This is a genomic window from Kitasatospora sp. NPDC017646 (genome assembly GCF_044329365.1).
Taxonomy (GTDB): Bacteria; Actinomycetota; Actinomycetes; order Streptomycetales; family Streptomycetaceae; genus Kitasatospora.
This window is the reverse complement of record NZ_JBIRJC010000009.1, coordinates 248,247-260,833: the sequence shown is the minus strand read 5'-3', so window position 1 is coordinate 260,833 and position 12,587 is coordinate 248,247. Positions and strand designations below refer to the sequence as shown.

Annotated in this window: 9 protein-coding genes and 2 pseudogenes; 6 read left to right on the top strand and 5 right to left on the bottom strand. The window is 69.1% G+C overall.

Annotation, left to right across the window (positions count from 1 at the left end; genetic code table 11):
* Positions 1-97: 97 nt before the first annotated feature.
* Positions 98-226: pseudogene (locus tag ACH4J0_RS17380) on the bottom strand (family 1 glycosylhydrolase); the annotation flags it as partial.
* 265 nt (positions 227-491) lie between these two features.
* Between ACH4J0_RS17380 and ACH4J0_RS17375 the strand changes: the two are divergent.
* From ACH4J0_RS17375 to ACH4J0_RS17365, 3 genes are all read left to right on the top strand, one after another.
* Positions 492-4,547: an AAA domain-containing protein gene (locus ACH4J0_RS17375; protein WP_396240904.1), complete on the top strand. Its 4,056-nt coding sequence runs from the start codon at positions 492-494 to the stop codon at positions 4,545-4,547.
* Positions 4,547-5,386: a hypothetical protein gene (locus ACH4J0_RS17370; protein ID WP_396240902.1), complete on the top strand. Its 840-nt coding sequence runs from the start codon at positions 4,547-4,549 to the stop codon at positions 5,384-5,386. The genes ACH4J0_RS17375 and ACH4J0_RS17370 overlap by 1 nt, the downstream gene beginning before the upstream one ends.
* A 318-nt stretch (positions 5,387-5,704) precedes the next feature.
* Positions 5,705-6,799, top strand: coding sequence for a hypothetical protein (locus ACH4J0_RS17365; protein ID WP_396240900.1), 1,095 nt, complete (start codon positions 5,705-5,707; stop codon positions 6,797-6,799).
* Positions 6,800-6,811: 12 nt separating this feature from the next.
* On the opposite strand, the gene ACH4J0_RS17360 is transcribed toward ACH4J0_RS17365, so the two are convergent.
* From ACH4J0_RS17360 to ACH4J0_RS17350, 3 genes and pseudogenes are all read right to left on the bottom strand, one after another.
* Positions 6,812-7,423 (bottom strand): hypothetical protein, encoded by a 612-nt coding sequence (locus ACH4J0_RS17360; RefSeq protein ID WP_396240898.1) that lies wholly within the window; start codon positions 7,421-7,423, stop codon positions 6,812-6,814.
* Positions 7,424-7,509: 86 nt separating this feature from the next.
* A pseudogene (locus tag ACH4J0_RS17355) lies at positions 7,510-7,635 on the bottom strand (family 1 glycosylhydrolase); the annotation flags it as partial.
* Positions 7,636-7,687: 52 nt separating this feature from the next.
* Positions 7,688-7,957, bottom strand: a complete 270-nt coding sequence (locus tag ACH4J0_RS17350) for a CHAT domain-containing protein (protein ID WP_396240896.1) — start codon at positions 7,955-7,957, stop codon at positions 7,688-7,690.
* A 266-nt stretch (positions 7,958-8,223) separates the two neighbouring features.
* On the opposite strand from ACH4J0_RS17350, the gene ACH4J0_RS17345 reads away from it, so the two are divergent.
* The 3 genes from ACH4J0_RS17345 (at position 8,224) to ACH4J0_RS17335 (ending at position 10,476) form a co-directional block, all read left to right on the top strand.
* On the top strand, positions 8,224-8,838 hold the full coding sequence (locus ACH4J0_RS17345) for a universal stress protein (protein ID WP_396240894.1): 615 nt from the start codon (positions 8,224-8,226) through the stop codon (positions 8,836-8,838).
* 410 nt (positions 8,839-9,248) lie between these two features.
* The gene (locus ACH4J0_RS17340; RefSeq protein WP_396240892.1) at positions 9,249-9,947 is read left to right on the top strand and encodes a response regulator; all 699 of its coding nucleotides are present in this window, start codon (positions 9,249-9,251) and stop codon (positions 9,945-9,947) included.
* Between the two features lie 112 nt (positions 9,948-10,059).
* Positions 10,060-10,476 (top strand): pyridoxamine 5'-phosphate oxidase family protein, encoded by a 417-nt coding sequence (locus ACH4J0_RS17335; RefSeq protein ID WP_396240890.1) that lies wholly within the window; start codon positions 10,060-10,062, stop codon positions 10,474-10,476.
* 30 nt (positions 10,477-10,506) lie between these two features.
* Here the strand turns inward: ACH4J0_RS17335 and ACH4J0_RS17330 are convergent, their stop codons facing one another.
* Positions 10,507-12,216, bottom strand: coding sequence for a GAF domain-containing protein (locus ACH4J0_RS17330; protein ID WP_396240888.1), 1,710 nt, complete (start codon positions 12,214-12,216; stop codon positions 10,507-10,509).
* Positions 12,217-12,587 lie beyond the last annotated feature (371 nt).

The window sequence follows — 12,587 nt, the reverse complement described above, 5'->3', positions numbered from 1 at the left end:
GCGCAAGCCCCGGGCGCAGCTGCTGCGGCCCGCGCCATCCAGACGGCCGCTCGGCCGTTGTCGAGAGACCACCCATCCCGCAGCGAACGGATGCCAACTACCGCGTCCGGGAAGCTCTGTGGGCAGCGATCAAGTCGCGGTACCAGGCGTCCGAGGCCCTCGGGGTGCGCTCCTGCGTCGCGAAGTCGACGTGGACGAGGCCGAAACGCTGCTGGTAACCCTCGGCCCGTCGAACGGGCTGTCATTCTATGTCTACCGATGGTTGCCGTGGATCCCACACTTCGCCTGTCGCTGAGTGAGCCTTGGAGAGATGCCCGGTCCCTGCCCGGCGCACGGGGGCGCAAGACTTCAGGCAAGTGGCACTCCTATGCGCTCCCCCCAATCTCCGACCAAGCGCCGAATTCATACTCGTCCTCTCAACCCGCGCCGTACCCTGGTGCGTTCGCCTACCGACCAGGTGAGCTCAGGACGACGGACCGGAGGGTCAGCAAGTGGACGGCACCGCCAGCCGCGCGAGGGAGGAGGCCGTGGCCTCCCAGGCTCAGCGATGGGCCGACGAACTCATTGATTTCGGACCACGCAACACACTGCTGCACTTCAAGGACACCAAGACTGGCAGCCTCGACCTGACCACCGTCTCGATCGAGGCGCAGCACGCGCTGCTGACCGGCCGGAAGGTCCGGCTCGCGAGTCTCGTCTCCGATCCGTCCGATCACAAAGCCGCCTGCCTCCGCGCACGCTACCTGCGGCGCCGGATCATGGAACTGGACGAGGAACAGGGTATCGAGGCCGGCCGCCTAGCCTGCGGACTGCTCAACGTGGACCCGCCGAGGACACGTGGCACAACCACCGTCCTCCCGCTGCGCGCTCCCCTCGTGCTGCTGCCCCTTACGATCCAGCCGCGCACAGCCACCGAGAACGACTTCGTCCTTCAGGTCGACGGCGAGCCGGAGATCAATCCGGTCCTGTTCTACGCGTTGAGCCGCCAGTACGGCCTGGATGCCGACCTCGACCAACTGGCCGACCAGGCATCAGCCGTGCTTGAGGATCAATCGGATCCGGGCGCCCGAGTACGCGCTGTATACGACCTCCTTGCCAAGGCCCTCCACCGGAGCGGGCTGTCCGCGTCGTTCGAGGAACGCCTAGTGGTCGGGGCCTTCAGCTTTGACCGGCTACCCATGGTCAACGACCTGAAGAATTCGACCTCATTGCTTACCGAGCACGCCGTCATCGCCGCCATCGCCGGCGACAGCACTGCGGCCCGCTCGCTGCTGGAGGACACGGAGGGCCCTCCTATGGAAGGCGAGGTCCCGCCGCGGCAGGAGTTCCTCGTCCACGACGCCGATGCCTCTCAGCAGCAGACGATCCGCGCCGTACTGGCCGGCCGGCACGTGGTCATTGAGGGCCCTCCCGGAACGGGCAAGAGCCAGACCATCGCCAACCTCATCGCCGCACTGGCTGCTGAGGGACGCCGCGTCCTCTTCGTCGCGGAGAAGCGCGCCGCGATCGAGGCGGTCACCGACCGACTCGCCCAAGTCGACCTCGACGGACTCGTTCTCGATCTCCACGGGAACAAGCTGAACCGCCGACAGCTCGCGCAACAGCTTCTTGAGACCCTCGACCGGTCGGGCCAGGAGCCGCCGCCGCACCCTGATCAGTTGCACGCCTCGCTCGAGCACTTCCGCGGTCAGATCGGACGGCACGTCTCCGAGTTCCACCAGCCCAGGTCCCCGTGGGGGGTCAGCGCCTACCAAGCGCTGACGGAACTGTCGGGAGTTCCGTCCGAGCAACAGACCCGCTGGCGCCTGCGCGGGGATGTCCTGCGGCAGCTGGACCGGGCTGCCCGGCAACACGTAGAGCAGGATCTGCACAAGTTCGTCAGCCGGAAGGGGCTGCAGATTCGGCTCGGCCAGTCTCCCTGGTCGCGCACCCGCGTACGGGACGCCACGGAACTCCGTCCCGTCCTCGAACGACTCGACCACCTGGCGGGCACGACCTTCGTGGACACCCGCCAGGAGATCGAGTCGCTCATCACCACAGCGGGACTGTGCCAGGCACAGGACATCCACGGCTGGCAGCACTTGCTGGACCTTCTGCAAGCCGTGTCCGGCACCTTCGAGGAATTCACTGCGGAGGTCTTCGGACCGCAGCTCGACCAGTTCGTCGCTGCCACCGCCGACCGAGCTTGGCGCAAACAGCACGGGCAACCCATCGGCTGGTGGCAGCGGCGCTCCTTGGTCCGTGAAGCCAGGGCAGTCCATCGCGACGGACTGCGCGACCGCCGGATTCTCCACACCCGGCTGGTCCGGGCCCAGGAGCAGCGGACCCGCTGGCAGAGCGTGTCGCTGGACGGCGCACCGCCGTCCGCCGTCCCTGAGCTCGGCGCCGCTCTGAAGAACTTCACCGAACTTCGCGACCGGCTCGCCGCAGTGGCCCTCTTTGCCGGTGTCGACGACTGGGCGAAGAAGCCCGCCGACGAGGTCGCCGAGATCGTGCGAGAACTCGACGCCCACCGCGCGACGCTGTACCAGATGCCCGAGCTCAATCAGCTGACCGACCGCTTGGAGGCCGCCGGTCTTGGCCCGCTGCTCGACGAGCTGGCCCAGAGCCTCCCCACGGCCGAGGCGGCGGTCGCCCGGTTCCAGTACGCCTGGTGGTCATCCGTTCTTGACGAGATCAAGATGCATTCCCAGCACGTTCGCACCTTCATCGGACGGGAACACGATCACGCCGTCACACAGTTCCGCCGCGCTGACAGCGACCACATGGCCGCCAACGCCGGCCGCGTGCGGTACTCCGTGGCGGCCAGGCTGCGAAAGGCCCGCGATGCCCACCGCGACCAGAACGCCGTGGTCCGTGACCAGGCCGCACGCAAGACTCGCCACCTGCCCCTGCGTAAGCTGGTCGCCAAAGCCCCCGATGTGCTGCTGGCAGCCAAACCCTGCTGGGCCATGTCGCCGCTCGTGGTCAGCCGAGTGCTACCGGCCACCCGGCTGTTCGACGTGGTGGTCTTCGACGAAGCCAGCCAGATCCTGCCGCACGACGCCATGACGTCGATCATGCGGGGTCGCCAGGTCGTCGTCGCGGGTGACCGGAACCAGCTGCCACCCACATCATTCTTCAGCCGAGTGCTAAGCGGCACCGACAGCCAGGAGAACGCTGATGAGGAGGACGGGAACGATCCCGGCGTCTTCGAATCGCTCCTGGACCTGCTCAGCAGTCGGCTGCCCAACGTCCACACCCTCCGCTGGCACTACCGGAGCAGTGACGAGAGACTGATCGCCTTCTCCAACCGGGAGATCTACGCCGACCGGCTCGTCACCTTTCCAGGGACCGCCGTCGAGAGTCCGATCCGTCTGGAGGTCGTCGACGGCCATACGCTGCCCGGCCAAGACGGCTCCGCACCTCAGGAGGTCGAACGAGTGGTGGAGCTGGCGCTCGACCACGCCGCCCGCACCCCCGACCTGAGCCTCGGCATCATCACCATGGGGCAACGGCACGCCGATCGCATCGATCTCGCCTTGCGCAGAGCCCTCGAGGAGCAGCCGGACCTACAGGAGTACTTCAGCCCCGAGGCCGGCCCCGGCCGACGCTTCTTCATCAAGAACCTCGAACGCGTGCAGGGCGACGAACGCGACGCGATCATCCTCAGCATCGGATATGCCAAGGCCGCCAACGGCCGGCTTGCCCAACGTTTCGGGCCGCTCAACAACGAAGGGGGAGAGCGTCGGCTCAACGTCGCCATCACGCGCGCCCGCAAGCGCATGACGGTCGTCAGCTCGTTCTCCCATCACGACTTCGGCCCGCGTGCCGAGACGAAGAACCGCGGCCCCGAACTGCTGCGCCTGTTCCTCGAATACTGCGCTGTCCAGGGTGACCTCTCCCGGTCGGGCGGCCGCCAGGGGACGTACGAGCTGAACCCGTTCGAGCGGGAGGTTCTGGACGCCATGCGGTCCGCGGGCGTACCCGCCGTCCCACAATGGGGCGTTTCCGGCTACCGTATCGACTTCGCACTGGCCCATCCGGAGCGACCCGGTCAGATGCTGCTCGCTGTGGAGACGGATGGCGACCGCTACCACCGCACAGTGAGCGCACGAGATCGTGACCGGCTCCGCCAGGCACACCTGGAACGGCTCGGATGGCAGTTCCATCGAATCTGGGCCGCGGACTGGTTCGCTGACCCCCAGGCCGAGACGGACCGACTCGTCGGCGTCTGGCAGGACGTCGTCCGGGCGGCCGATGAACCGCCGAGCGGCAGGGTGATTCCGGACCCGGTCCCCGCTCCACGTCGGGCAGAAGAGCCATCGAATCGGCGAGGACCTAAACCGTCGTTGAGGCTCGGTGGCAGCATCGGCACCTACTCCGATATGGACCTCCGCGCGCTCGCCGGCTGGATTCTCAGCGACGGCTACCAGCTCGACCGTGATACCCGGATCAGTCAGGCCATGACCGAACTCGGCTTCCGGAAGCGAGGACGGGTCATCGTCGAACGCCTCAACCAGGCCTTCGATCACTCACAGCAGTTCGCGGACAAGGAGCACATCTGATGCCCCAGCTCGATCCCATGACCATCCAACGCATCGCGCGACTCGTCGTGGACACGGACGGCCCTTTCGAACGCCCCGGCTACCAGCTGGCTGAGCTGCTGAAACGAGCGGCCTGGCCCGTACCGGTTGAGTACGACGGCACGGCGAGGGTCCCCTGGCTGACCGAGACGATCACGGAGTCGGGCCATGACGAAGCCGCCGTCAGCCGCTTCCTCTGCCGCATCTGCGATCCGCTGGAGTACGAGGACGGCATGGCGTCCGCCGACCTCCTCCGGCAGGGACTCAACCAGGTCCTCGCCGCAGAACAGCTGTCGGTCACTTACGTGGGCGGCCGCCCGATGCTGGGTGCGCTCGGCGAGGACGGCCGATCGACCACCTTCAGTCCACCCGACGACTTGGAGTCGCGTGTCCGACGACTGGTCAGCAGCGACGAGATCACGTGTCAGCTCATGCAGCGGGTGAACGAGACCCGTATCTGCGCGGACAATGGTGCGTATGTCTTCGCCCTCATCGGCATCGGCAGCTTCACCGAAGGTCTATTGCTCGACGTGCTGATCAAACGCGAACCGAGCCTTGCACAGGGATTCCCGAATCCCAACGGAGGAAGGCCGGTGCTGGCGGCAAAGGCCAGCCTGGCGCTGCTGCTCGACACTGCACGGTCCCGGGGCTGGATTCAGGTCGACGCTCACGACTTCATGAAAATCGTCCGCGAGTACCGCAACTTCGTCCACCTTCGTCAGCAGCGGGAACGCGGGATCGACCCCGACCACGACACCGTCATGATGTGTTGGGGCCCGGTCCTAGCTGTTCTCAACGATCTCGAGTCGAGCCTGCAATGACTACTACCCGGCATATCGCAACCGGGTCGCCGTTTCAGCCGCACGACGCCCCCTGCCCGTCAACACATGACGTCGTCCTGGCCGCAGTCGACTGACCTTCGGCCAACTCTTGCATTCTCTCCCGCGACTGGTATCGCTGCGAACCGCGGAGTGTCGCTCCGCTCCGTACAATAGAGCCACGAGTACGTCGTCGAGTGTTTCCGCCGATTCGAAGGCGAGGCAATGTCCGACTCCTCCGTCCCGCGCTCCCGTCCCCACGGATCCTCCCGACGCCGGAGGTCCCGTTTTAGCGACCAAGCTCGTTTCACTCAACCGGAGTTGCTCGCCGAACGGCTGCTCATCCACGTGGACGCCACACGAGTGGGATGGGTGCGAGACCAGCTCAACACTGGCCGGAGCGGGCTCGTGATCGGTGGGCCGAAGGCCCTCAGGAAGGCACTGGACCTACGGGAGGAGGGCTATGAGGACGTGCTCCTCGCCGACCCGGCGTTCTACGAGGTCGGCATCGCGACGGCAGACCTGCCCTACCTACAGCGGACCGGTGAGTTCCCCGTCACCGACCCGCTCGGCCAGGCAGTCCAGGAGCAGCTCGCCGTCGGCGCGACGGCGGCGCTCACGCCAACCGGGTACCTCCGAGCCGGCGACACGGCCGCTGTGCGAGCTGCTGTGCGCGAGGTGGTCGTGCGCCAGGATCCTCGAATCGTGCTCGCGCTACCGATCGACGCCGGCTGGCTGCAGATCGACCTGGTCGACAGTCTCATCGATGAACTGAGCACAGCACCGGGATCCAAGGCCATCATGCTCGGCGGCCAGTTGGACCCGCTGGCGAGCTTCCCCGACGCTCTCACCGGACTGGCCCGGGTCCTGGCTCAGGTACCGGGCACCGCCCTGCTGCGGGCCGATCTCGCGGCGTTCGGCGCGCTCGCCGGGGGCGCGGCATTCGCCGGCTACGGGCTTTCGGGGCGCCTCCGGCACGTCGTACCGCCTGGCGAACCGACGAAGAGCTCGGGGTTCGCCGATTCCCCGTCCGTTCTGTTCCCCGAGTTGATGGCCCTGTTCCTCGGAAAGACCCTCGCACGCCGCTTCGCCGCAACGCACGCACCCGTTTGTGAGTGCAAGGCCTGCGGACAACGGCCGCTGGACAGCTTCCCGAGCAATCGTGACGCCAAAGCAGCAGCCCAGCACAACACATCCGTGTTGCTGTCCTGGCAGCAGACGTTGCAGACCCTGCCGCCCGGGCCCGACCGCCAACGGTGGTGGCAGGAACGCTGCCGTGCCGCCGTGAACCGCTATCCGCTCGTCAACGCCGCCATCCAGCAACCGAACGGATTCAGGGTCCAACCGCAACTGCTGCGGTGGTCCCTCCTCAATGCCACGGCACCTTCGAGATCGACAGGCGCAGGAGCGGACTGAGAGGCCGGCGGTTCAACCAAGTCGTCCGTACAGCTCCTCGACGAAGTACCAGGCCGCTGCGGTGTGCCGCAGCGGCCTGTACGCCTCGGGTTGCAGGGCCATCCGGATACCGTCCTGCTCATGGACGAAGACGCCGATGCCGTAGAAGGCGGCCTCCGCCAAGATCTCGTCCAGCCCCGCGCACGGGGTCCGGCGGAGCAGGACGGCTCGGCGGCAGAACGGCGCGAATCGGCCTGCACGCTCAAGACCCTGCCGCCAGTCGGTAGCCGACACAACCGCGAGGTCAACCACGAGCGGCCGGACCGCTCGGCGTGTCACCAGCTCCGTGTCCGACTCGACCGCTCCATGAGGGAGATGACGAACCTCTACCTGCCGCGGGAGCGAGCCCACCGGAACGGGAAGGTCGACCGGAAGGGCGAGCAGGCACTCCAACACGGCGATGCTGTCCAACTGCTCAGCACCAACCGCTTCCCGCCTGCGATGTTCACGTTCATCAATCCGGTAAAGCAGGAGGGCACGGATACCCAGGACCGAGAGCGTGATCCCTTCACTCTCCGAGGACACCTGCGAGAAGGCCGCCTCGCGGATAGAGCGCCAAGCCGCAGGATTCGCCACACTCGCCATGAACCCCACCTTGCCGTACCGCGCGGCACCACCACCAGGCGCCCCTCCGCGCCGGGCTTCTTTAGTCCGCAGCGACCGGCAGCCAACTACCGTAAGTGGTGATCACGATGAGTGGCAATCATGTCGCGGTACCAGGCGTACGACGCCTTCGGCGTCCGGCGCTGCGTGGTGAAGTCGACGTGGACCAGACCGAACCTCTGGCTGAATCCCTCGGGCCCTCGAACAGGCTGTCATCGTATCCGCCTGCCAGGCTCGGGCCGCCGGTCACGGACCGATGTGAATGAACGAAGCCCACGCGCTCGGCGTGTACGGATGATCGACCTGCAAGCCACGGACCGCGTCATGCAGAGCCTGGGCACAGCATGAGCCGTCCAACCTCCTCCCGTCTGCCGCGCCGCAGCCCAGCAGACGCGGGTAGACGTCCTTCGCCAGCTGGTTGGCCACGTCGTCCCGGACATCCCACAACGTGCCGACCACATGCCGGTAGCCCGCATGGTGGAAGGCGGACGCGAGTGTGAGTACCTCGTCCGGCACTGCGAGCCCGCCTACGGCCGTCTTGCAGGCGCACTGTCGGATTCGTCCCCTCGGGACCACCGGCCCACCGGCGGGTTCCGTCCGGCCCTGGGGTCCCGCGAGGCCCGGCGGGAGATTGGTGCTCGCCGGGCGGCGGTGCATCCCGGCCCTCAACCCGACTCCGAAGGAGCATTCGTGACGACGCGACACGTCCGGGCAGGCCTCGACGGCTCACCGCAGAGCGAGACCGCCGCCATGTGGGCGGCAGCGGATGCCCAGCGGCCGGAGTGCCCCTGCGCCTCCTGCACGTCTGGCCCTGGCTGAGCGGCGAGGAAGTGGAGCATCCGAGGTCCGGCGACCTCGGGCCCGCCGCGCTCGACGCCCTCGCCCGCGTCGCCGACCGGATCCGCCTCGCCCACCCGGAACTGCCGGTGGAGACGGCCGTCAGGCCCGACGACCCGGTCGACGGACTGGTCGCCGAAGCGCGAGGGCAGGAGAGGCTGGTCCTCGGTTCCCGGGGCCTCGGGGGATTCGCCGGACTGCTCGTCGGCTCGGTCTCCCTCGCCGTGGCCGCCCGCACGACCGTTCCGACGGTCCTCGTCCGCGGGACAGCGCTCCTCCCCCACCGGAACGCCGGAACCGCCGGTGAGGTCGTGGTCGGGCTCGACTCCTGCGAGCCCGGGGAGGCCCTCCTCGCATTCGCCTTCGCGGAGGCGGAACGCTGCGGCGCCGCACTGCGCGCCGTCCACGGCTGGGAACCGCTCCCCGCCTGGGCCATCGCCGGCCTCAGCATCCGACTGATGACCCTCGACCGCCGGGCCGACCAGGCCTGGCAGCACTCCTGGGTACTTCTCGAGCCCCTCTGGAGCGGCCGCACCCCACGCGACAACCGGGCGGGCTGACACCACCGGCCGCGTCCGCGGAGTCACCGCTTCACCAGGCCATGGAACGGCCCGATCCGCGCGCCCGGATGGCCCGATCCGCGCGCCCGGATGGCCTGGGCCCTGCCACAGCGCGGCGCGCCCCAGATGCTGCTGCGCATCGGGTACGGGCCCGCGAGCTTCTCCACCCCGAGCCGACCGCCAGTCCTGGCCAATGGTCAGCCGGTACCAGGGATCACCGCCGCGCCGGCCACCGCGGCCTGACGGCCCGAGGGCACCCGCGTGACGGGAATCGCGGCAACGCCGGCGAGCCGTCCTGACGCCCCACGTGCAATAGGGCCGTCCGGCCCTACCGACTCGACCCGGCATCCGGCACACTGCGGTGAGATCTGTACGACCTGCCGCTGGGGCAGGCTGAGCACGGAGCGGTGATGGTGGACGACACGGCGGCCGACGCGGGCAACCCGGTGAAGGTGTTCCTCCTCGACGACCACGAGGTGGTCCGGCGGGGCGTGCACGACCTGCTGGACGCGGAGCCCGGCTTCACGGTGGTCGGCGAGGCCTCCACGGTGGCGCAGGCGCTCACCCGCGTTCCGGCGCTGCGCCCGGACGTCGCGGTCCTGGACATGCGGCTGCCCGATGGCGACGGCGTGACGGTCTGCCGGGAACTGCGGTCCCGGATGCCGGAGCTGGCCTGCCTGATCCTCACCTCCTTCGACGACGAGGAGGCCCTGCTCGACTCGATCATGGCCGGCGCCGCCGGCTACGTCCTCAAGCAGATCAGCGGCACCGACCTCGTCTCCGCGGTCCGCACGGTCGCCTCCGGACAGTCCATGCTCGACCCCGGCGCCACCACCCGGCTGATGGCCAGACTGCGCGGCGAGGCCGCTCGGCAGCCGTCCGACGGCCCGCACCTCACCGACCGCGAACGCGAGATCCTCGCCCTGGTCGGCGAGGGCCTGACCAACCGGCAGATCGGCCAGCGGCTCTACCTCGCCGAGAAGACCGTCAAGAACCACATCTCCCGCCTCCTCGCCAAGCTCGGTGTGGAGCGCCGGGTACAGGCCGCGATCATCGCCACCGAGGTACTGACGGGCCAGGGCCACCCGGCGACCCGCCGGACCGTCTGAGCGGCACTCCCACCCGGGCCGGAAGCACCCGGTGCACGGGGACCACCCGGAGGCCTCCCGGGGGACCATCAGCCCCTCGCGGAAGGACATGCCCCCACCGAGCATGGATGCCATGACCGCCGAATTGACACCACTGGACGAGCTGCAGTGTCTGAGACTCCTCAGCGGGACAGCCGTCGGCCGACTGGTCTACACCGTTGGTGCGCTGCCGGCCGTCATGCCGGTCCGTTACCGGATCGCGGCGGACGGCAGCGTCCTGCTCCACGCCCACACCGACTCCGAGATCACCCGAGCCGTCGCCGACGCGATCGTCGCCTTCGAGGCCGGCGAACTCGACGAAGCCGACGGCAGCGGCTGGAGCGTCACCGTCCTCGGGCGGGCGGACGTCACCTCCGACACCGAGGAGGGCCGCACCAATCCTGCCGTCGTGCCCGCCCCGGCGAGAACAACCGGTCGTGTGACCATCCGGATCCGCCCGGAACTGGTGACCGGGCGTACCCTGCCCGGCTCACCGGCTTACGAGGCGTGACGAGCCCCCGCGAACTTCGGCCCCCGACTCTCACACCAGCGGGGCCGACCAGGTCAGCCGGGTCCCGCCCTCAGCTGGGACGATCACCTCGAACGCGCCCCCGAGGCCCTCCGCCCGCTCGGCGAGATTGCGCAGGCCGCTGCGCCGCCCCTGCTCGGGGACGCCGACACCGTTGTCCTGCACCGTCAGCACGACCCGCTGCCCGCTGGCGTGCAGCACCACCTCCACCCGGTTCGCCTTCGCGTGCCGGGCCGCGTTGCTCAGCGCCTCCCCCAGCACGGCCACGACGTGTTCCGCGACCTCCGCCGGGACATCGGTGTCGAGCAAGCCCTCCATACTCAGCCTCGGCGGGAAGCCCAGGACAGCCTGCGCCTGTTCGACGGCCCGCACGGCCCTGGCCCGCAATCCCTGCCCGGCGTGATCCTCGCGCGCTCGGAGCCCGAAGATCGTCGACCGGATGATCTTGATGGTCTCGTCCAGGTCGGCGACCGCACGCAGCACCCGGTCCGACGCACCCTGGTGCTCGATGAACCGGGCCGCGCTCTGCAACGTCATCCCGGTCGCGAAGAGCCGCTGGATGGCCAGGTCGTGCAGGTCCCGGGCGATCCGGTCCCGGTCCTCCAGCATCGCCAACTGCTCGGCATCGCGGCGCCGCTCCGCCACCTCCAGGGCCAGTGCCGCCTGGTCGGCGAAGCCCAGCAGCGGGCCGATCTCCCGCTCGGTGAACACCGGCTCACCGGCCTCCCTGGCCAGCAGCAGTACACCCTCGACCGGCCCCTCGGTCCGCCCCAGGGGGACCGCCACTGCCGGTCCGAGCCCCTCGAACCTCCGAGGACCGGCGGACAGCCGCGGATCACCTGAAAGGTCGACCGTGGTCGTCGGCGAGCCCTGCGCGCACGCCTCCCCCGACAGAGTCCCGTCCAGCGGCACCACCAGGCCCTGCCTGGCAGCCGCGTCACCACCGAGGGCCAGCTCGACCCGGACCGTGTCGGTGCCGGGGACCGGGACCGACACGTCAGCCAGCGCGGCGCCGGTGATCTCCCGCGCCCGCCGCGCGATCAGTTCCAGCACGTCCGCGCGGGAACTGCCCGACAGCAGGCTCCGGGTGATCTCCGCGCTCGCGCTCAGCCAGCGCTGCTGGCGCTGCGCCTCCTCGTACAGGCGGGCGTTGTCGATCGCCACCCCCGCAGCGACCGCGAGGGTCGAGAGCACCGACTCGTCGTCGGCGTCGAACTCCTCACCGCCCCGCTTGTCGGTCAGGTAGAGGTTCCCGAACACCTCCTCGCGCACCCGCACCGGAACACCCAGGAAGGCCCGCATCACCGGGTGGTGCACCGGGCAGCCGTGCGAGGCCGGATGGTCCGAGAGGTCCGTCAGCCGCAGCGGCTCGGGGTTGCGGATCAGCTCGCCGAGGATGCCCCGACCCGTCGGGTACGGACCGATCTTCGCGATCTCCTCCTCCGACAGCCCCACGGTTAGGAACTCGGACAGCGTCTCGCCGTCCGGCCCGATCACCCCCAACGCCGCGTACCGCGCGTCCACCAGCAGGGCCGCGGCCTCCACGATCCGCCGCAGCACCTGGGTGAGATCCAACTCCCGCCCCACCGACAGCACGGCCTCCAGCAGGCTGTGCACCCGGTCCCGGGTACCCCGCGCCGCGTCGATCCGCGCCTGGAGTTCCTCCAACAGCTCGTCCAGCCGCAGCTGCGGAATCCGCGACCGCACTCCGTCCCCGCCCACGCAGGCCTCCCTCCGTCCGTCCCCGTCACCGGCCGGTCGATTGTCGCAGAAGCCCACCGCCGCCGACTGGGGCAGAACCGCCTCCGACCTGGCGGGAGGCCAGGTCGGCGCACGTGGCCGGTTCGGCGGCCCGGGCGACGGCGCGGCGGGCCGTGGTCTCGTACCAGCCGGATCCCGTTCGCCACCGCCCACCGTGTCCTGCTCCGACTGCGCCACGACCCGCGCACGGTGGCCCCGATGCTCGGTGTCCCCTGTCCGCTGATCGTCCTGTTGAAGTACGTCTTCTACGACCGGCCGCAGGTGTTCCACCACATCGGCGCCCCGATGCTCGGAGTCTTCCCGCTGACGGTGATGTTCGTGTGGACCAGCCC

Excerpts from the sequence above, each read along its gene's own strand:
- ACH4J0_RS17360 (WP_396240898.1), bottom strand. The coding sequence starts at position 7,423 with ATGGCGAGTGTGGCGAATCCTGCGGCTTGGCGCTCTATCCGCGAGGCG.
- ACH4J0_RS17340 (WP_396240892.1), top strand. The coding sequence starts at position 9,249 with ATGGTGGACGACACGGCGGCCGACGCGGGCAACCCGGTGAAGGTGTTC.
- ACH4J0_RS17370 (WP_396240902.1), top strand. The coding sequence starts at position 4,547 with ATGCCCCAGCTCGATCCCATGACCATCCAACGCATCGCGCGACTCGTC.
- ACH4J0_RS17335 (WP_396240890.1), top strand. The coding sequence starts at position 10,060 with ATGACCGCCGAATTGACACCACTGGACGAGCTGCAGTGTCTGAGACTC.